The sequence below is a fragment of the Solimonas sp. SE-A11 genome (assembly GCF_030345715.1).
Lineage (GTDB): Bacteria > Pseudomonadota > Gammaproteobacteria > Nevskiales > Nevskiaceae > Solimonas_A.
In genome coordinates, this window is record NZ_JAUASX010000003.1 from 273003 (window position 1) to 291927 (window position 18925).

General features: G+C 67.9%; 17 protein-coding genes. 6 read left to right on the top strand and 11 right to left on the bottom strand.

The annotated features are described in order from the left end of the window. Positions 1-5: 5 nt before the first annotated feature. On the top strand, positions 6-425 hold the full coding sequence (locus tag QT386_RS06205; RefSeq protein WP_289272877.1) for an SRPBCC family protein: 420 nt from the start codon (positions 6-8) through the stop codon (positions 423-425). 14 nt (positions 426-439) lie between these two features. On the opposite strand, the gene QT386_RS06210 is transcribed toward QT386_RS06205, so the two are convergent. Beyond that, positions 440-2833: a DUF1631 family protein gene (locus QT386_RS06210; protein WP_289272878.1), complete on the bottom strand. Its 2394-nt coding sequence runs from the start codon at positions 2831-2833 to the stop codon at positions 440-442. Positions 2834-3165: 332 nt separating this feature from the next. On the opposite strand from QT386_RS06210, the gene QT386_RS06215 reads away from it, so the two are divergent. Beyond that, positions 3166-3477, top strand: coding sequence for a hypothetical protein (locus tag QT386_RS06215; protein ID WP_289272879.1), 312 nt, complete (start codon positions 3166-3168; stop codon positions 3475-3477). Between the two features lies 1 nt (position 3478). Here the strand turns inward: QT386_RS06215 and QT386_RS06220 are convergent, their stop codons facing one another. Further along, positions 3479-4144, bottom strand: a complete 666-nt coding sequence (locus QT386_RS06220) for a transglutaminase family protein (protein WP_289272880.1) — start codon at positions 4142-4144, stop codon at positions 3479-3481. A 20-nt stretch (positions 4145-4164) separates the two neighbouring features. Beyond that, a complete protein-coding gene (locus tag QT386_RS06225) occupies positions 4165-5076 on the bottom strand; it encodes a pseudouridine synthase (RefSeq protein WP_289272881.1) in 912 nt (303 codons plus the stop codon). A 245-nt stretch (positions 5077-5321) separates the two neighbouring features. Between QT386_RS06225 and QT386_RS23360 the strand changes: the two genes are divergently transcribed. Beyond that, on the top strand, positions 5322-6620 hold the full coding sequence (locus QT386_RS23360) for a GGDEF domain-containing protein (RefSeq protein WP_289272882.1): 1299 nt from the start codon (positions 5322-5324) through the stop codon (positions 6618-6620). A gap of 27 nt (positions 6621-6647) precedes the next feature. On the opposite strand, the gene QT386_RS06235 is transcribed toward QT386_RS23360, so the two are convergent. From QT386_RS06235 to QT386_RS06245, 3 genes are all read right to left on the bottom strand, one after another. Continuing rightward, positions 6648-7574: an oxidoreductase gene (locus QT386_RS06235; RefSeq protein ID WP_289272883.1), complete on the bottom strand. Its 927-nt coding sequence runs from the start codon at positions 7572-7574 to the stop codon at positions 6648-6650. Between the two features lie 83 nt (positions 7575-7657). Next, positions 7658-8572 (bottom strand): DMT family transporter, encoded by a 915-nt coding sequence (locus QT386_RS06240; RefSeq protein ID WP_289272914.1) that lies wholly within the window; start codon positions 8570-8572, stop codon positions 7658-7660. Further along, on the bottom strand, positions 8569-9462 hold the full coding sequence (locus QT386_RS06245; protein ID WP_289272884.1) for a dienelactone hydrolase family protein: 894 nt from the start codon (positions 9460-9462) through the stop codon (positions 8569-8571). Before QT386_RS06245 ends, QT386_RS06240 begins: the two co-directional genes overlap by 4 nt. A gap of 100 nt (positions 9463-9562) precedes the next feature. Here QT386_RS06245 and QT386_RS06250 point away from each other — a divergent pair, with 100 nt between their 5' ends. Then, on the top strand, positions 9563-10594 hold the full coding sequence (locus QT386_RS06250) for an aldo/keto reductase (protein WP_289272885.1): 1032 nt from the start codon (positions 9563-9565) through the stop codon (positions 10592-10594). Positions 10595-10761: 167 nt separating this feature from the next. On the opposite strand, the gene QT386_RS06255 is transcribed toward QT386_RS06250, so the two are convergent. Beyond that, a complete protein-coding gene (locus QT386_RS06255; protein WP_289272886.1) occupies positions 10762-11280 on the bottom strand; it encodes a DUF3592 domain-containing protein in 519 nt (172 codons plus the stop codon). Between the two features lie 45 nt (positions 11281-11325). Next, complete coding sequence (locus QT386_RS06260) at positions 11326-12987, bottom strand: choice-of-anchor I family protein (RefSeq protein ID WP_289272887.1); 1662 nt, start codon at positions 12985-12987, stop codon at positions 11326-11328. A 162-nt stretch (positions 12988-13149) separates the two neighbouring features. On the opposite strand from QT386_RS06260, the gene QT386_RS06265 reads away from it, so the two are divergent. Continuing rightward, positions 13150-14766 (top strand): NAD(P)/FAD-dependent oxidoreductase, encoded by a 1617-nt coding sequence (locus QT386_RS06265; RefSeq protein ID WP_289272888.1) that lies wholly within the window; start codon positions 13150-13152, stop codon positions 14764-14766. Positions 14767-14832: 66 nt separating this feature from the next. On the opposite strand, the gene QT386_RS06270 is transcribed toward QT386_RS06265, so the two are convergent. From QT386_RS06270 to QT386_RS06280, 3 genes are read right to left on the bottom strand one after another with little or no spacing between them, the layout of a single operon-like run. After that, positions 14833-15702 (bottom strand): oxygenase MpaB family protein, encoded by an 870-nt coding sequence (locus QT386_RS06270; RefSeq protein WP_289272889.1) that lies wholly within the window; start codon positions 15700-15702, stop codon positions 14833-14835. A 2-nt stretch (positions 15703-15704) separates the two neighbouring features. Continuing rightward, on the bottom strand, positions 15705-16637 hold the full coding sequence (locus tag QT386_RS06275; RefSeq protein ID WP_289272890.1) for a nitronate monooxygenase family protein: 933 nt from the start codon (positions 16635-16637) through the stop codon (positions 15705-15707). A 16-nt stretch (positions 16638-16653) separates the two neighbouring features. After that, positions 16654-17793 carry an acyl-CoA dehydrogenase family protein gene (locus tag QT386_RS06280; protein ID WP_367401400.1) on the bottom strand — a complete coding sequence of 380 codons (1140 nt, stop codon included), beginning with the start codon at positions 17791-17793 and terminating at the stop codon, positions 16654-16656. 139 nt (positions 17794-17932) lie between these two features. Here QT386_RS06280 and QT386_RS06285 point away from each other — a divergent pair, with 139 nt between their 5' ends. Then, on the top strand, positions 17933-18919 hold the full coding sequence (locus tag QT386_RS06285; protein WP_289272892.1) for an AraC family transcriptional regulator: 987 nt from the start codon (positions 17933-17935) through the stop codon (positions 18917-18919). The last annotated feature ends 6 nt before the right edge of the window (positions 18920-18925 follow it).

Consider the following 18925-nt stretch of genomic DNA (forward strand, 5'->3'; position numbering starts at 1 on the left):
ATCCCATGGCGCAGCACCAGGTCCACGTGAGCCGCGATTTCACGCTTCCGGTCGAGGACGTGTACGCGCTCCTGTCCGATCACAACCGCCTGAGCCGCGTGCTCGGCGTGCCGGTCAAGCGAATCCGCGATGCGGTGGGCGACGACGTCAATGGCGTTGGCTCGGTGCGCCTGATCGGCGTGGCTCCGCTAGGCATCGAGGAGACCGTGACCGCGGCCGAGCCGAACCGCCTGATCCGCTACCGCATCAGCAAGGGTGGCGCGCCGGTGAAGAACCACAGCGGCGAGTTGACCTTCAGCAAGACCGCCGAAGGCTCGCGCGTGCAGTGGGTGATCGACTTCGATTCGTCGCTGCCGGTGGCCGGAACGGTGGTGCGTCTGGTGCTGGGCGCGGCCATCAACCGCGGGCTGCGCCGCATTTCCTGAATCGGGCGGCGGTCTCAGGCGACGAGCGAGCTCGGCGCCGCTTCCGGCGGGGCTTCCTCCGCTGCCGGGGCGGCGCCGTTCTTGTGATCGGCATGCTGCTGGCGCAGGGCCTGCAGTACCAGCACCGTCTGCGGCGGGATGTCGATAGGCTCGGAGCGACCCTCCAGCAGGTCCTCCAGCAGGTCGGCGGCGGTAACGGTCAGGCCGTTGTGGCCGTCGAACTCGGTAAAGGATGCACGCTTCACCTGCGGGAACCAGGAGTTCAGCTTGAGCCAGCGCGTGCCCTGGCTGCGCCGGTCGTAGACGCGGAACCAGGCGCCGACGCGCAGCAGCTGTTCCAGCAGGCGTTGCGGCGTGGGCAGCTCCAGCGGCAGGCTGACGATGCCTGCTGAGGTGGTCTCATCCGCCGGGTCTTCCTCGGCCTCGGAGCCAGGCTCGGCGAAGACGGCGGCGATCTCGGCGGCCTCGGCCGCTACTTCCTCGGAAATCTCGGCGCTGTTGGCGACGCTGTCCATGATGGCGTCGGCAATGGCATCCGCCAGCGCGGCCTCCTCGGCGGGAGTGTCGGCGGTGACCGCCTCGGGCAGTGCTTCCGAGGTGGTTTCAGCCCGCGTGATGACGGCAGTGGCCAGCGGTTGGGCCTGCAGCTCGCGGACGATCTCGGTGGTGCGCGCCAGCGCTGCCAGCTCCGCCTCGGTGGGCAACTCACGGGCCGGGGCGGGTTCGGGGAGAGGGCGCGACGGGCGCTTGAGCGTGATTTCCATGGTGGCCGACAGCGGTTCCCAGTCCGCCATGGCGGGCGCGGCGGCCACGCTGGCGGCACCGGTGCCCGGCGGATCCTGGCGGCTGAAGCCGTTGAGGGCCTGGTCCAGGCCCTTGAGCAGTTCATGCGCGCGTTCGCGCGGCATGCCCACGGCGGTCAATGCCTTGAACAGGTCGACGCGCAGGGTGGCGCGCTCGGCCGGGGTACGGGCGTTCGGCGTCTCGGGGTTGAGGGCCTGCAGCACGCGGTGCAGCAGTTCCATGCCACTGCGGTAGACCTGGCTGTCCGGGCCGTGATGCAGCAGGTGGCTGGCCATCATCGGGCCCCAGCCGCTGCGCAGCAGGGGCCAGACCGGGTCGGGCAGGCCAGAGGTGGCGGTGCAGAGCTCCAGTTCCTGGTCGACCACCTCGCGTACCTTGCGCAGCAGGGCCTTGTGGCGCTCCTGCTGCTGCCGGCCCTGCTCCAGCAGGAAGGCCTCGACCTCGCCGGCGGCCAGCGGCTGCGTGCCGGCCAGTCGTTCGTGCACGGTGCCGGCGGCCAGGTCGGCCTGGCGCAGCACGCGCCGCGCCCAGCCGTCGAAGCGCTGCAAGGCGTCGGCACCACCGATGCGGGTGTCGCCGGCCATGTCGGCCATGTCGTTGATCAGTACGCGCACCGGGTGCTGGCGGTTGGTGAAGAACGAGGCGTCCGCCAGCGCGGCCTTGATGGCGGGGAAGCGGAAAGCTTCGATCAGCGGATACAGGCGCGGGGGAATCTGCGGATCGTCGAGGATTTCATCGATCATGCGGCCGACCAGGCTGGCGCGCTGCTTCATCAGCCGCGTCTGCGGCAGGTCGAAGCCGGTGGCGGCCTGGCCCTGCAGCGCCTGTAGCAGCAGTTGCGCCAGATCGGCATCGGAGAAGCCGGCGCTGAAGTCCGGCAGGAATCCCGAGGCAGCGGAACCCGGTTCGCCGGGCAGCAGCGATTCACCGCACCGGACCTTCTGCAGCATGCTGGCGGTGGCGCGCTCGGAGTTTTCGGTGGAGCGGCCGCGCCGTGTTGTCGGCAGGATGCCATGGCGTTCGCAGCTGGCCACGGCCTCGGCGTAGACCGGGCGCAATTTCGCCAGCACCGTCTGTTCGAACAGGCGGTTGAGCGCACTGCGCGCGGCGGAGCTATCCGGCAGGGTGCCTACGGCGGAGGCGAAGGCCTCGCAGAGGCCTAGCGGCGTCAGGCTGGCCACCGGGGGGAAGTCTGGCAGCAGGCCGCGCAGTGTGTCGAAACGGGAGGACAGGTCCTGGATCTGCGCCTCGCAGCTGCTGCCGGCGCGCACCGCCATGTCGGCCAGGCGGATGCTGTCCTCGACCTCGTCGTTACCGCGCAGTGCCAGTTGCTGTGCCTGCGTGTCACGGGCGGTGGCGGGGTTCAGCCTCCGTTGCAATGCCTCGCGGAAGCTGGCGGTGAGCGTGGCGCGGACGCCTTCGCTGCGCAGCAGGTGGCGCGCATTGAGGAAACCCGGCAGTTGGGTCGGAGGGCTGCCGCGCGCGAGTTCGAACAGCAGGGTGTCGGCTGCCTGCATCATCGACTGCAGGCGGCCGTCCATCTCGGCCAGCAGCGACATGCACAGTTCGCCGAGCAGGGCCTTGGCATCCGTCGCGGTCGGCATGGTGCGTGCACCGGGTTCAGTCATGGGCGGCGGACGTCATGGAACGAGAGCCTGCGGTGCGGGCATTCGCCGGCACGGAATCCGTGGCACAGGTCTGATTGATGCTGTTCATGATCCTCTTGCCCGGCGGCTGTTGGCCCGGCTCACCCGCTACCCCAATGCCGTGCGCTGCATGGCGCACGTCTCTCACCCCGGCGCATTTAACCTCAAGTGCCAACCCCGCCGGTATAGGAATTGGCCTACACCAGTATGAACCGCGGTTCGAGCGGCCGGGGTGCCGGCTGTCTGGCACGTGGCTTGCGTTATGGGCCGCAGACATCAGGGGAACCCATATGAGCGCACCATCCCGAAGCAGCCTGAACGCCGCGGCCCTGGCCTATGCCGTGGCCAACGAGCCGGTGCATGACGAACCGCCGCCGGGGTACGGGCATGCCGAGGAGATGGCCCCGCTGCGAGCGCCGATGCTGCCGTCCACCGGCTTCCAGCTGAGTTGCATCGGCCTGGGGCTGGCGCTGATCCTGTTCCACTTCGGCAAGATGGGCGGCGCCCTGGCGCCCCTGTACCCGGCCAGCCTGGTGATGCTGCCGGGCATGCTGATGATGGCCGCGGCGACCGGCTACCTCGCCTGGCTGAGGCGCGGCTGATTCAGCGGGTGTTCTCGGCGGCGACGTCGGCTTCGAAGCTGGCCTGGTCGAGGCGCGGCAGCGTCGGGTACAGGCGCTCGAAGTCGGCGCGCATCTCCTGCCAGGGCACGTCGAGGTGCTCGCCGCGAAAGGCGAGGTATTCCATGTGCCGGTTACCAGCCAGGTCGTAGGGGTGGTAGATCGAGTCCTCGCGGCCGTCGAACTCCAGCGGCTTCAGGCGGAAGCGTTCGCAGAGCTCGATGTTGAAGGCCGGCGTCGCCTTGACCCACGCGCCGTCGAGCAGGATCGCGGTGTAGCCGTGCCAGTAGAACACGTCGGTCTGCATGGTGCGGCGCATGCGCTCGGTGGACAGGTGGTTGCGCACGTCGGCGAAGCCCACCTTGGCCGGGATCCCCAGGGCGCGGCATCCGGCGGCGAGCAGGGCCGCCTTGGTGACGCACCAGCCATGGCCCAGGCGCAGCACGCTGCTGGCGCGCAGGCCCTCGGCGCTGACGTCGATGGCATAGGGGTCGTAGCGGAAGCCGTCGCGCACGGCGTAGTACAGGGCCACGGCTTGCTCGCGCGGCGTCTCGCCACGGCCATGCCGGCGGGCGAAGGCCTGGACCTCGGGGTGATCGGAATCGACGACCGATGCCGGCTGCAGGAACTCGGATGCGCTGGAATCCACGGGGGCTCCGGAGATAGGGATCAGTTCGTCGATTCTAGGAGCTGCCGGCGGCTTTCGAATCGTCTGAATCGGCCATCCAGCGGATCGCGGAATTCCAGGCTCCGTGCCAGCAACTGCAGCGGGCGGCTGAAGTCCGCCTCGTCGGCGGGATGCAGTTCAGGGTAGAAGTCGTCGTTAAGGATCGGCGCGCCCAGGGCCGCCAAGTGCACACGCAGTTGGTGCTTGCGGCCGGTGACCGGACGCAGGCGGTAGAGGTCCAGCGCGCCGCGCCGCTCGGCGATCTCGAGGCCGGTCTCGCTGTTGGGTATGCCGGGCACTTCGCGCATCAGGAAGAACGGCTCTCCCGGCTCCAGCCGGCTGCAATGCCGCAGCGGGAATTCGCGGCCCGGCAGGTGCGGCGCCAGGGCCTCGTAGACCTTGTCCACCGCGCGCTGGGCGAACAGTGCCTGGTAGCGGCCGCGTGTCTGCTCCTGCACCGAGAACAGCACCAGCCCGGCGGTACCGCGGTCGATGCGGTGCAGGGGGGCCAGCTCGGGCAGGTCCAGGCGGCGGCGCAGGCGTAGCAGCAGGGTTTCCTGCAGGTGGCGGCCGGCTGGCACCACCGGCAGGAAGTGCGGCTTGTCGGCCACCAGCAGGTGCTCGTCGCGGTACAGCAGCTCCGCCTCGAAGGGCACCGGCGTTTCCTGCTCCAGCTCGCGGTAGTAATGCAGGCGCCCGCCGGGCCGGTAGCCGCTGCTAGGCGCCAGCGGCTGGCCCTGCGCGTCCATCACCAGGCCGCGCGCCATGCGCGAATGCCAGGCTTCGGCACCAATGCCCGGGAACTGCTCGACGAGAAAGTCCAGCACCCGGGCCCAGGGGCCCCAGGGCAGCTGTACGGTGCTGGCACTGACGCCGTCGCGGTGCGGGGGGAGGGGGGAGGGGTTGTCATTCACGATGGCGGAAGTATGCCGCCCGTGCCGCCGGCATGGCTCGCCGCCCTGCCGGCATTGGCCTTCGGAAAATATGAGATATGCGTCACATTTTCATGATCCAGCAGGAAGAACTTGCATTCCTGGCACTTTCGAGCGGCTAGAACCCCCCTGAAAGGGGTGGATCATGTCTTTTCTTTTCTTGGCGGCTGGCTCTACCATGGGGCCAGACAGGGGTTGGGGAGACGCCAGATGCGGGGCGCGTCCACGTGAACGGGGCTCTTACCGGCCCGGCCGAGACGGCGGAAGTGGCTTCCGGGGAAATGCCTCCGCTGCAGGAGGCAAGGTCGGCTGCACCCGTCGAAGACGCTGCACTGCCGGAGCAGGTGCTCAATCCCGAAGAAATCCGTGCGCTGCGCGACGTCGCCTCCGAATCGCGCCGCGGTGTGCGCATGGCGCCGCGCCTGGAAGAGGAATTCGAGGCCCATGAGCGCCGCTCCGCGCGCCTCACGCGCATCTGCCTGGGCCTGATCCCGGTACTCAGCTTCGGCACGGCGCCGCTCTGGCAGGCGGCGATTGCCGGCACGCCTCCCGAACTGGTGCTGCTGCTGCTGTGGATCGAGTTGGCGGTGGTGGTGCCGCTGTTCATCGCCGTGACGCTGTCGCAGGTTCGGCGCGTGGAGTCGTCCATGGCGGAACTGCTGCTGATGGGCGGGTTCTTGCTGGTGGTGGCCAGCGTCGAGTTGATCCGCTACCGCGGTCACGCGTTGGGCCACATGGTGGAACCCTACCTGGTGCTCACCATCCCGGTAGCGGTGGTGACGCTGGCCCGCCTGCCGCTGGCGCGCTGCATGGCCTTTGTCGCCGGCTATGTCGCAATCCTCTTCGGTGCCTGGCTGCTGCCCGGCGAGGCACCGGGGCGCGGCACGCAGGAGGTGATCCTGGAGGTTCTGCTGCTGGGCACGGCACTGCTGACGGCCTGGGGTACGCGCCTGTCCTCGCGGCGGCAATGGGCGGCAGGCAAGCTGCTGTCGATGATGGCCTTCCGCGATCCGCTCACGGGCCTGGCCAATCGCCGCGCGCTGGAGGACCGCTACGAGATCGCCTGTCGCACGGTTTCGCGCGGGCAGCAGCGTGGGATGTTCTTCGCGCTGCTGGATATGGACCACTTCAAGAAGGTCAACGATCTCTACGGCCACGAATACGGCGACGGCGTGCTGGCCGAACTGGGCCTGGTACTGGCGCAGTACGCGCGGCGCACCATGGACATGGCGGCGCGCCTGGGCGGCGACGAGTTCGCGCTGCTGCTGTACGACTGCGATCTCAACGACGGCCGCGAGCGCCTGGCCGAACTGCTCGACACGATCCGCAACCTCGGTATCGAGCACCGCGACAACCAGGCGGCGGTGGTGACGGTCAGCGCTGGCGGCGTGGCAGTGGGGCCCAACGTGCCGCTGTCGGACGCCTACCATGCGGCGGACCACTGCCTGTACAAGGCCAAGCATGCCGGCCGCGACAATCTCTACGTTGAAGATCTCGAGGCCAAGGCGGCGCGCCGGGCGCGCTGAGATTGGCCTTGCCGGCCCCGGCGCGAGTCAGAGATAGCGCAGCCCGGTGAGCTGCTCGGAGATCTGCCAGAGACGCGCGCCCAGTTCCGGGTCGCGGGCTTCCGGGCGGTAGCCGACGCGCTTGGGGTGTCCCATGAACTCGATGAAGCCGTCGGGGCCGATGTAGTCGCCGCTGGCGATGTCCGCCACGGTGGCGGCGTACAACGTCGGTAGCGAACCCTGTGCGGCGGATTGGGCGAAGAGGCTGTTGCCCATGTTCATGGCCCAGCGCTTCCACAGCGGCGTCTTGTCCTTGAGGCCGAAGCCGATGTTGGTGGCGGAGTAGCCCGGGTGGGCGGCTACGGCGACCAGCGAGCTGCCGGCCTTCTCCAGGCGCCGCTGCAGTTCGAAGTGGAACATCAGGTTGGCGAGCTTGCTCTTGCCGTAGGCGTCGGCCGGGCTGTAGGGGCGTCGCTCCCAGTTGAGGTCGTCCAGGTCGATGCCCTTGGTGGCGCGGTGGGCGACGCTGGCCACGGTGACGACGCGGGCCGCGGGGGCCGCCTGCAGGGAGTCCAGCAGTTGCCCGGTCAGCGCGAAGTGGCCGAGGTGGTTGGTGCCCACCTGCATCTCGAAGCCGTCGCGGGTCCTCTGCAGGGGCAGGTGCATGACGCCGGCGTTGTTGCAGAGCAGGTCCAGCGAGGCGTAGCGCCCCTTGTAGCCCTCGGCGAAGGCGCGGATGGAGGACAGGTCCGCCAGGTCCAGGGCCATGGCCTCGATGCGGCTGCCGGGGGCGCGGCGCTGCACCTCGGCCACCGCGGCGCTGGCGCGCGAGGGGTCGCGGCAGGCCATCACCACGTCGGCGCCGGCGCGGGCCAGTTCGGCAGCCGTTTCCAGGCCCAGGCCGCTGTTGGCGCCGGTGATCACGGCGCGCTTGCCGGCCAGGGTGGGGATGTCTTGCGCTGTCCACTTCGCCATGTCACACCTGCCGCCGAACGATGAGCCGCCATTCTGCCGGAATGCTGCGACGCAGCATTCGTCTCATCGGCGTAGTGGGCTTTCTACCGCCGGGCCTGGCGCAGGGACAGCAGCAGCATGCCGGTCATGACCAGGCCGGTGCCGGCCAACTGCAGGGCGGTGATCGGTTCGCCCAGCAGCCACCAGGCCAGGAACAGGGTGGACACCGGGCCGATCATGCCGGCCTGGGCCGAGGGGCCGGCGCCGATGCGGCCGACGCTGATCATGGTCAGGAACACCGGCAGCACGGTGCAGAGGCTGGCGTTGAGCAGCGACAGGCGCCAGACCGGCAGGGTCTGCTCGATCAGGCCGGGCAGGGGACGCAGCAGGGCGTACTGCAGCAGGCAGGCGGCGGTGGAGACGGTCATGGCCAGCGCCACCAGGCGCAGCGAGCCGACACGGGCGATCAGTTCGCCGGACAGCAGAAGGTAGATGGCATAGGAGATGGCCGCGCCCGCCACCAGGGCGCTGCCCAGCGCCACCTGTGGCCCTCCTAGGTTCACGTCATGCCAGAACACCAGCACGATGCCGGCATAGGCGAATCCCAGCGACCACCATTGCCGCCGGGTGACGCTGCGCCCCAGCACGAACAGGCCGATCAGCAGCACGAAGCTCGGCGTCAGGAACAGGATCAGCCGCTCCAGGCCGGCGCTGACGTATTGCAGGCCGAGGAAGTCGAGCATGCTCGACAGGTAGTAGCCCAGCAGGCCAAGCAGCGCGATGCGGCCGAGATCGCGCGCGTCCAGCCGCGGCTGGCGCCGCCAGGTCCACACCGCCACCGCCAGGAACACCGGCAGTGACAGCAGCATGCGCAGCGCGATCAGCGTGACGGCGTCGATGCCCTCGCGGTACAGCAGCTTGGCGATGACGGCCTTGGCGGAGAAGAACACCGCGCCGGCGACGGCCAGCGCCAGCCCGGCGAGCCAGGCGCGGCGCTGAGCGTCTTCGCTGGTACTCAGGCGCCGTGCTCCTTGAACCAGTCGCGCGTCAGCTTCCAGGCGTACTGCGCGGCGGTGGCGTCGTAGGTGGGCCGGTAATCGGCATGGAAGCCGTGGTCCACGCCGGGAAAGACGATGATCTTGGAGCCGCTGCCGGACTTCACGAGGTCCTTCTGCATCTGGTCCACCTGCGGCAGCGGGATGTAGGCATCGCCCGCGGCATAGAGGCCCAGCACGGGCACCTTCAGGGTGGTGGCGATGTCCAGCGGGTCCTGCGGCTTGATGTCGGACTTCATGCCGCCGAGCAGGCCGTAGTAGGCCACGCCGGCTTTCACCTTGGGGTTGTGCGCGGCGTAGAGCCAGGTGGTGCGGCCGCCCCAGCAGAAGCCGACGATGCCGACGCGGGCGGTATCGGCGCCTTCCGACTTTCCGGCCCAGGCCAGCGTGGCGTCGAGATCGCTCATCACCTGGGCGTCCGGCACCTTGGAGACCACCTGCTGCAGGATCTGGCCGATGTCGTTCATCTGCGAGACGTCGCCCTGGCGCGCGAACATCTCCGGCGCCACGGCGCAGTAGCCGAGCTTGGCGAAGCGGCGGCAGACGTCCTGGATGTGCTCGTGCACACCGAAGATTTCCTGGATCACCAGCACGACGGGGTAGTGGCCCTTCCTGGCCGGGCGCGCACGGTAGGCCGGGATCTTGCCGTCGGCCACGGCGATTTCCACGGCACCGGCGACCAGGCCCTTCGAATCGGTCTTGATGGCTTGTGCCAGGACCGGGCTGCTGGCCAGGGCGAAGCCGCTGGCGAGCGTGGTGACGAGGAAGCCGCGTCGGGTGAAGCCGTTGGCCGGCGGGGCAACCGTCTCGCCGCTGAAGTCCAGGGGCTTGAGTCCGTATTCATCCAGGTCCATGTGCGTTCCTCGATCCGATGGGGGTGCGCGACCATATGCCGGTCGCCGTGGCGAGGTAAAGTCACAGCCGAAGAAAAAATCCCCCTGACAGGAGTTCACGATGGAATACAGGCAGCTTGGCCGCTCCGGCCTCAAGGTCCCCGTCCTCAGCCTCGGCACCGGTACCTTCGGCGGCAAGGGTGCGATGTTCAGCAAGTGGGGCACCACCGACGTGGCCGAGGCCAAGCGCCTGGTCGATGTCAGCCTCGACGCAGGACTCAACTTCTTCGACACCGCTGACATCTATTCCGCCGGCGCCTCCGAGGAAATCCTGGGGCAGGCGATCCGTGGCCGACGTGATGAGTTGCTGATCTCCACCAAGGGTACCTTCCCGGTAGGGGCGGGGCCGAACGACAAGGGCTCCTCGCGCCATCACCTGATCCGCGCCTGCGAGGCCAGCCTCAAGCGCCTGGGCACGGACTACATCGACCTGTACTTCCTGCACGGCTACGACGCGCTGACCCCGGCCGAGGAAGTGCTGGGCACGCTGGACGACCTGGTGCGTGCCGGCAAGATCCGCTACATCGGCTGTTCCAACTTCTCCGGCTGGCACGTGATGAAGGCGCTGGCCACCTCGGAGCGTTATGGCCTGGGCCGCTACGTGGCCTACCAGGGCTACTACTCGCTGATCGGCCGCGAGTACGAGTGGGAGCTGATGCCGCTCGCCCTGGAACAGGGCCTGGGCACCATGGTCTGGAGCCCGCTGGGCTGGGGCCGCCTCACCGGCAAGATCCGCCGCGGCCAGGCCGCCACCTCCGGCCGCATCGCCCAGGGCGGCGCCGCGGGCGGGCCGCCGGTGAACGAGGAGTACCTCTACACGGTGGTGGACGCGATCGACGAGGTGGCCAGGGAGACCGGCAAGAGCGTGCCGCAGGTGGCGCTCAACTGGCTGCTGCAGCGGCCCACGGTCTGCAACCTGGTGATCGGCGCGCGCGACGAGGAGCAGCTCAAGCAGAACCTTGGTGCGCTGGACTGGAAGCTCACGGCCGGGCAGGTGGCGAAGCTGGAAGCGGCGAGCCAGGTGGAACCGATCTATCCGTACTGGCACCAGAAGGATTTCGGGGAGCGGAATCCGAAGCCGACGCGGTGGTAGGAGGGCGGCGCGGGGTGCCGGACAGTCTCTTTGGTGACGAGCGCAAGCAAGGCACTCGCCTCTGCTACCGCAGTCCTTCTGGAATCGCGCTGGGCTGCAAATCACGCGCCGCCGTTTGCGGTCGGGAAGTTCAAGTCATATGAGGTTGAATGCCCGCAGCGGAGGCATCAGGTCGATATACTGGCTCCGCACTTGATCTTGCGGTATGCCAGCAACGGTATACAGAAGAGGGCAAGACCCAGCGCGATCCAGTCGAGGCGTTCCTCCCAGTGGAGGCGCTCCAGTATGGCCGTTCGGGGATTGCCTGGCTCGTCATACACCTTCACCACGCGCCCCACCGGATAGCGCGCGATATCCTGCTCCGCGGTCTGCTTCAACCCGGCGCCAAAGCCGAGGAAGCGGCCGTAGGCGACGGAGACGTCCGTTTCCGTTCCATCATCCAGGTAGGCGACAAGGATATGAGGATGCCAATGCGTGCCGCGGGAACTGGCGCTGCTGGAACTGCCCAGCCGTGATTGCATCACTTTGGCCTCTCGTGTAGGCCAGGAAGCTGTCGGGTATCGCTCCAAGATGGCGATCATGCCGGCGAAGACGCAGAACGCTCCCATCAGCGCGCAACAGGCCAGGGCCAGAAACCACAGAGAGCGCGTGAGGGTCGATCGACTGGTCGGGAATCCAGTATGCACAAAAAAGGCCCCGCCGAGGCGGGGCCTTTTTTTGTCCGGCTGCTATCAGTTGTTCTTCAGCTCGACCACGTCGATCTGGAACAGGCTGGTGGTGCCGCTGACCTCGTTGCCCACGGCCAGCATCGGCTTGCTGTTGGGGCTGCCGGAGGCAGGGATGAAGGTCACGCCCTCGGGGCCGGTGTCACCGGCTTCGTCGGTGGTGGGCTTGGTGAAGTCGCGGGTGTTGATGTACTGCACGAAGCGGGCGCTGCGCGGGTTGCTGACGTCATAGACCGTGACGCCGCCGACGCGCTCCAGGCCGATGAAGGCGAAGGTGCGGCCGCCGATCTTGCCCAGCGCGACACCTTCCGGCTCCGGACCCTTGTTGTCGCTGCGGTCGTCGAAGTTGTTGTTGTCGTTGCTGGCGTTGAAGAACTGCGGGTTGGCCTTGGCGGTAATGCGCTCGAAGTCGGAGCCGCTGTCGTAGACCTGGCTGCCGCTCTCGTCCCAGATGCTGAACGAGCGGCCGCCGAGAACCAGGATTTCCTGCAGGGTGCCGTCACGGCCCATCAGCTCGCCAGTGCCTTCCTTCTTCTTGGCGCCGAAGGTGGTGATGGTGAGGCGGCCCAGCGCAGCGTTGTCCTTCAGGGCGGCGGCGGTTGGGAAGATATCCGGATCCAGGATGATGGAGGCGTGGCCCAGGCGCTTGGTTTCCTCGCCGGTGATGAAGTCGTTGCGATCATCGCCTTCGTTGGCTGTGACGTAGTAATTTTTGCCGTTGAAGCTGTAGGCGGCGATGGCGTCCGGCTGGTACATGCCCTTGACCGGCCAGTTGCGGATGTCGATGCGGCCGTCGCGGTCGCTGGCATCCAGCTCGTTGCCGATGATCGAGTGATCCTTGAAGCCGAAGGACTTGATGCGCGTGATGCTGGGGTTGCCGATGTCGGCGATGTTCAGAACTGCGGCGGCGTTGGCTTCCTGCAGCGTGACCCAGGCGGTCTTGCCGTCCGGCGATACGGCGATGTACTCGGGCTCCAGGTCCTGCGAGACCTTGGCGGCGGGGCCGTAGATGCGCACGCGGTCCGCGAGCAGCTTGGCCTTCTCGGCGTCGCTGTCGAAGGCGGTGAAGTCGATGTGCTTGACCTTGGGCTTGTCCACGCCATCGCGCAGGTCGATCACGCTGATCGAGCCGATGGGGTCGATGGTGTAGCCCGCATTGGGCTCGCCTTCGTTGGCCACCAGGACGGCCTTGCCATCGGGGGTGAAGGTCAGCATGTCGGGCAGGGCGCCGGCACCGATCTCGGAGATTTTGGCCAGCGTGGCGGCATTGTAGAACTCGACCCGGCCGTTATCGGTCTTGACCGGAGCCTGGACCGCCACGGCCACCGTGCCATTGAACACGGCGACGCTGTTGGCGCTGCCGCCGCTGGGGATGACAATGGTGCCGACCTTGGCCGGGGCGGCCGGGTTGGCGACGTTGAGCACGTCGATGCTGACATCGGCGGCGTTGACCACGAACAGACGCTTGGAAGCGGCGTCATAGGCCACGATCTCGGCGGCGCTGACTCCGGACTTGCCGGACTTGTAGCGGCCGATGTGGCTCAGTTCCACGACGACGTCGCTGGTGCCGTCGGTACCATTGGAGCCGTTCTTGCCGTCGTCGCCTTCGCAGGCGGCCAGGCCTATTGCCAGCGTGGAGGCGATCAGCGTCAATCCAAAGCGTTTCATCAGGCAATCCCCGTTTTCATGCGTGCAGGAAGAGCTGCGAAACCTAGGGGCGCGGGATGACAGCCCGGTGACCGATTCGTGTCAGTTCGGTTTCGGACTGTCACGGATGCCATGGCGAGCCTGCGGCCGGCGCGCTATAAGGCGGCAGGAGAGGGGAACATCATGAAAAGAACAGGCAAGCGCTATCGGCCCGGGCGTGCGGCGGAGCAGTACGACGTCATCGTGATCGGCTCGGGCATCGGCGGGCTGTGTTGCGCCGCGCTGCTGACCCGGCTGGGCCGCAAGGTCTGCGTGCTGGAGCAGCACTACACGGCAGGGGGATTCACGCATTCCTACGAGCGTGAAGGCTACGAGTGGGATGTGGGCGTCCACTACATCGGCGAGGTGCACAAGCCGCATACGCCGCTGCGCCGCATCTTCGACGTGATCTCCGACGGTAAGCTGCAGTGGGCGCCGATGGACGCGGTCTACGATCGCATCATCATCGGTGGCAAGCACTACGATTTCATCGCCGGCCGCGAGAACCTGATGGCGGAGCTCAAGCGTCACTTCCCCGGCGAGGAGGAGGCGATCGACCGCTACTTTGCCCTGGTGGCCAAGGTCAGCCGCAGCATGCAGGCCTATTTCGCCGGGCAGGCGATGCCGCCGAGGCTGGCGCGGCTCTATGAGAAGGTCCGCCCGCTACGCGTGCCGCGCGAATGCTTCATGAGCACGCGCGAGGTGCTGGAGGGGCTGACACGGAATCAGGAACTGATCGCGGTGCTGACCGGGCAATGGGGCGACTACGGCCTGCCGCCGCGCGATGCGGCCTTCATCATGCACGCGGCGGTCACCAAGCATTACTTTGCCGGCGGCAACTACCCGGTGGGCGGCTCCTGGAAGATTGCGGACACGATTGTCCCTGTGATCCGGGCCGGCGGCGGCGAGGTCTTCACCTATGCCCGCGTGAAGCAGATCCTGACCGAGGGCGGGCGGGTCAGCGGCGTGGAGATGGAGGACGGCAGCCGTATCCAGGCGAAGTCGGTGGTCAGCAGTGCGGGTGCGCGCCTCACCTTCGAGCGCCTGCTGCCCCAGGCGGAGCGCGAGCGCCACGGCTACCCGCAGAAGCTGCGCGAGGTGAAGCCGTCCTCGGGGCACCTGTGCATCTATGCCGGCTTCAAGGGCAGCGCCCGGGAGCTGGGGCTGCCGCGCACCAATCTCTGGGTGTACCCGGATGCGGACCACGAGGGCAATACGGAACGCTTCCTGGCCGACCCGCAGGGAACGCTGCCGATGCTGTACATCTCCTTTCCGTCCGCCAAGGACCCGGAATGGGACCAACACTACCCCGGCAAGAGCACGGTGGAGGTCATCACGCTGGGCCGCTACGAGTGGTTCGAGGCCTGGGCCAAGGAGACCTGGAATCAGCGCGGCGCCGAGTACGAGGCCCTGAAGGCGCAGTTCACCGAGCGCCTGCTGGAAGGGCTGTACCAGCAGATGCCCCAGTTGCGTGGCAAGCTGGACTACGTGGAGCTCTCCACGCCGCTGTCCACCGAGTACTTCGGCATGTACGACCGCGGCGAGATCTATGGGCTGGATCATGACCTGCGCCGCTTCGAGCAGAAGTGGCTGCACCCGGTGACGCCGGTGAAGGGGCTCTATCTCACCGGGCAGGACGTGGTGACGGCCGGTGTCGGTGGCGCGCTGCTGGGCGGGGTGATGACCACGGCGGCGATGATGGGGACCAAGGCGGGGCAGGTGTTCAAGCTGCTCAAGCAGTGGCAGCCGGCGCCGGACTGAGACTTTTGCGAGGGCCCTGTCGCCAGCAAGCTGGCTCCTTCAGAGGCGTTAGCGGCTGGCGTGCGGCTACACCAGCGGCAAGCCTCGACGCATGCGACGGCGCAGGTCCCACATCGCCAGCGTGTAGGGCAACTGGCGGATGACGCGGGGCAGGTGGCGGTTGATGCGTGCCATTCGCGCCAGCCGATGCTCGAAACCCTGCTGGTGCGGAGGGCTCCAGGGGAAGCGCATCAGCTCGCGCAGGGCCGGCGGCAGGAAGCCGGTGGTCATGAAACGGCCGCGGCCACCACCCAGCGCCGGCGGCAGGAATTTGCGGTCGGCGATGTCGGTCAGGTAGCGCCGCACCGGCTCGTCCATCTCCAGACCCTGCAGGCCGTCTTCCCAGTAGCGCGTAAAGGCGTCGAGATCGGCCGGCCACATGCCCGGGCGCACCTGCAGCGTGGTACCGATGGGCTCGGCCAGGCGGTAGAACGCTTCGGCCTGCTCGCGCGTCATCGGGCCGCGCAGCTTCTCGTGGGCGTCGGCGAAGCCCCAATAGATGCAGGCGGCCACCCAGAGTTGCAGCGCGGGGTCGAAGGCCTTGTAGGCCACCGGTGATTCGGCGGTGGAATGCACCTGGGCATGTTGCCGGTTCACCGCCTGGCGGTAGGCCAGTTTCTCGGCGGTGGTGCCAAGCAGTGCGACGGCGAGGTAGGTGACGGTGGTGCGGAAACGCTTGAACGGGTGGCGGAAGATGTTGCCGCTCTCGACGCGGCTCTCTAACACGCCGCGGCCCACCGGCAGGCGCGACAGTTGCAGGATGACATTGGCACCGCCGGCCATCAGGCCCAGGCCGTCGAGGATGCCGGGGAAGCGGCGGTCCCACTCGTGCGGCGTCAGCGGCGCGGGCCACTGCATCTGCAGCGGCGCCGCGCGCGCCGGACTGTCGCCATCCATGCTCAGGCGCTGCCCAGGCGCCTGCAGGTGTCGCGGTACTCCTGTACCAGGCGCTCGCAGAGCTCGCCGGCCGGCGGCAGGTCGGTGATGGAGCCGGTGCCCTGGCCGGCGGACCAGATGTCCTTCCAGGCCTTGCCGGCGGACAGCTCGGTGCCGAAGTCCACCTCGGTCTTGGGCTGGAGATGATCCGGGTCCAGGCCGGCGCGGACGATGGAGGGGCGCAGGAAGTTGGCCGGTACGCCGCTGATGTGCGGGGTGTAGACGATGTCGGCGGCGCGGGTGTCGAGCAGCATCTGCTTGTAGGCATCCGGGGCCTCGGCTTCCTGGGTGCCGATGAAGCGCGTACCGAGGTAGCCGAAGTCCGCGCCCAGGGCCTGCGCGGCGGCGATGCCGGCGCCGCTGCCGATGCAGCCGGACAGGGCGATGTAGCCGGGGAACATGGCGCGGATCTCCGGCACCAGGGCGAAGGGGTTGAGGGTGCCGGCATGGCCGCCGGCACCGGCGGCCACCGGAATCAGGCCGTCCACGCCGGCCTGGGCGGCCTTCTCGGCATGACGCAGGCTGATGACGTCATGGAACACCAGGCCGCCGTAGCTGTGTACGGCGTCCACCACCTCGGCGGCCGCCCCCAGCGAGGTGATGACCAGCGGCACTCGGTGCTTCACCACCTCGGCCAGGTCGGCTTGCAGGCGGGGGTTGGTCTTGTGCACCACCAGGTTCACGCCGTAGGGCGCGTCCTGTGGGCCCAGCAGGGATTTCAGTTCGTCCAGCCACTCGACGAAGCCGGCGATGCTGCGCTGGTTGAGGGCGGGGAAGGTGCCGACCACGCCGCCCTTGCAGCAGGCGGTGACCAGCTTCGGATTGGACACCAGGAACATCGGGGCGGCGATGGCGGGGACGCGGACGCGGCCTTTCCAGGATTCGGGCATGCGCATGGGATTTCTACCTTGTTCAGTCGAGGATCGAGCGGGCGATGATTTCCTTCATGATCTCAGAGGTGCCGGCAAAAATCCGGTTGATGCGCTCGTCCTGGTACATGCGGCAGATCGGGTATTCGTCCATGTAGCCGGCACCGCCGTGCAACTGCACGCCTTCGTCCACGGCGCGTCCGTAGACCTCGCTGGCGAAGAGCTTGGCGCGGGCGGCGTCCTCGGGGCTCAACCGACCCTCGTTGTGGACCTCGATGCAGCGGTCGATGAAGGTCTGTGCGACCTCGATCTCGGTATCCAGCGCGGCCAGCTTGAAGCGCGTGTTCTGCATCTTGGACAGCGGCTTGCCGAAGACCTTGCGGTTGCGCACGAACTCGCGGGTGACGTCCACGGCGGCGCGTGCGGCGACCACGTTGCCGGTGGCGGAGAGCAGGCGCTCCTCGGCCAGGGCGTGCATCAGGTGGTAGAAGCCCTTGTTGACCTGGCCCAGCACGTTGGTCTTGGGCACCTTCACGTCGCGGAAGAACAGCTCGGCGGTGTCCTGCGATTTGAGGCCCATCTTCTTCAGGTTGCGGCCACGCTCGAAGCCCTCCATGCCGCGCTCCACCAGGAACAGGGTCATGGCGTGCGGGTTTTCCGGATGGGTCTTGGCGGCGACGATCACCAGGTCCGCCAGGATGCCGTTGGAGATGTAGGTCTTGGAGCCGTTGAGCAGCCAGTGGTCGCCCTTGTCCTCGGCGCGGGTCTTGGTGGCGGCGATGTCCGAGCCGGCGTCGGGCTCGGTCATGGCCACGGCCAGGATGGTGTTGCCGCTGATGATGCCGGGGAAGTACCTCTGCTTCTGCTCCTCGGTGCCGAAGCTGCCGATGTAGGGGGCGATCAGGCGGCTGTGCACGGTCATGAAGAAGCCGGGGTCGCCGTGCAGCACGTTCTCCTCGATCAGGATCTGCTCGTAGCGGAAGTCCTTGAGGCCCAGGCCGCCGTACCTTTCGTCGGCCCACACGCACAGGTAGCCTGCCTGGCCGGCCTTGAGGAAGGCCTCGCGGTCGACGATGCCGGCCTCGCGCCAGCGCTCGCTGTGCTGGCGGATCTCGGTCTGGAAGAACTTGCGCGCGGAGTCGCGGAACAACTCCATCTCGGCGTCGAGCGGCTTGCGCTGCATGCGGTAGGTCTCGGATTGAAAGTGGACGAACGACATTGTTCCGCCCGCTCTTTCCATAAGATTGACCGCTGGACGCCAACCGATTGACCGCAGGCCACCAAGCGCCGTGATCCTTCCCCCGGAAACCCCCAGGCTGAGCATGGCCTACTGCCGCGTGCTGACCGACTGGCTGCAGGCCCGCGGCCAGCCGCTGGCGCCGGTGCTGGCGGTGCTGGACGTGCCGGAGGCGGCGCTGGCCGACCCGGACCGCTGGGTATCGCGGCTGCGCTTCAATGCGGCGCTGGAGCGGGCCATCGAGCTGACCGGCGACTCCTTCCTGGGGTTGCATGCCGGCGAGCAGGTGCGGCCGGCGCACTACGGGGTGCTGGGCTACATCATGATGAGCTGCGGCACCAGTCGGCAGGTGATCGAGGCGCACCAGCGCTGGCACCAGCTGGTGATGCCGGGGGCGGAGGTAGACTACGAGGAAGGCGAGGGCCTGCTGCGGCTGCGCGAGTCGCTGCCGCCGCTGCCGGGGTTGCAGACACGGCCGGCCGGGGAGTGCCTGGCCGGCTCGATGCTGAGCTTCGCCCGCTGGGTCTTCGGTCAGCAGTTCCGCCCCGTGGACGTCAGTTTTCCCTATCCGCAGCCGCCGGTGCTGGACGAATACCAGCGGGTGTTCCAGTGCCGGCTGATGTTCGACGCCCCCTGCTTCAGCCTGTCGATCCACAACGGCCTGCTGGATCGGCCGCTGCCCCAGGCCGATCCGGAACTGCGCCAGATGATGGAGGGCCGGGCGGAGCGCCTGGCCCGGGAGCTGGGGCTGGCTGCCGACCCCTTCGTGGTGCAGCTGCGCGCCGCCATCGGACGGCTGCTGCCGCAGGCGCTGCCGGAGATGGAGGACGTGGCGGCGGCGCTGAACATCTCCGGCCGGACCCTGCAGCGTCGCCTGCTGCAGCGCGGCACGCATTTCAAGGCGGCGCTGGACGACGTGCGGCGCGACCTGGCGCTGGGCTATGTGCGTGACCCGGAGCTGTCGCTGGTGGATATCGCCTTCCTGCTGGGGTTCTCGCAGCAGAGTGCCTTCAACCGGGCTTTCCGGCGCTGGACGGACAGCACCCCGGGGAGCTACCGCGACGCCCTGTAGGGGCGC

Bases quoted from the DNA above. Each gene is read 5' to 3' on its own strand.
- QT386_RS06205 (WP_289272877.1), top strand. From the start codon at position 6: ATGGCGCAGCACCAGGTCCACGTGAGCCGCGATTTCACGCTTCCGGTC.
- QT386_RS06210 (WP_289272878.1), bottom strand. From the start codon at position 2,833: ATGCCGACCGCGACGGATGCCAAGGCCCTGCTCGGCGAACTGTGCATG.
- QT386_RS06215 (WP_289272879.1), top strand. From the start codon at position 3,166: ATGAGCGCACCATCCCGAAGCAGCCTGAACGCCGCGGCCCTGGCCTAT.
- QT386_RS06235 (WP_289272883.1), bottom strand. From the start codon at position 7,574: ATGGCGAAGTGGACAGCGCAAGACATCCCCACCCTGGCCGGCAAGCGC.
- QT386_RS06245 (WP_289272884.1), bottom strand. From the start codon at position 9,462: ATGGACCTGGATGAATACGGACTCAAGCCCCTGGACTTCAGCGGCGAG.
- QT386_RS06250 (WP_289272885.1), top strand. From the start codon at position 9,563: ATGGAATACAGGCAGCTTGGCCGCTCCGGCCTCAAGGTCCCCGTCCTC.
- QT386_RS06260 (WP_289272887.1), bottom strand. From the start codon at position 12,987: ATGAAACGCTTTGGATTGACGCTGATCGCCTCCACGCTGGCAATAGGC.
- QT386_RS06265 (WP_289272888.1), top strand. From the start codon at position 13,150: ATGAAAAGAACAGGCAAGCGCTATCGGCCCGGGCGTGCGGCGGAGCAG.
- QT386_RS06270 (WP_289272889.1), bottom strand. From the start codon at position 15,702: ATGGATGGCGACAGTCCGGCGCGCGCGGCGCCGCTGCAGATGCAGTGG.
- QT386_RS06275 (WP_289272890.1), bottom strand. From the start codon at position 16,637: ATGCGCATGCCCGAATCCTGGAAAGGCCGCGTCCGCGTCCCCGCCATC.
- QT386_RS06280 (WP_367401400.1), bottom strand. From the start codon at position 17,793: ATGCAGCGCAAGCCGCTCGACGCCGAGATGGAGTTGTTCCGCGACTCC.
- QT386_RS06285 (WP_289272892.1), top strand. From the start codon at position 17,933: ATGGCCTACTGCCGCGTGCTGACCGACTGGCTGCAGGCCCGCGGCCAG.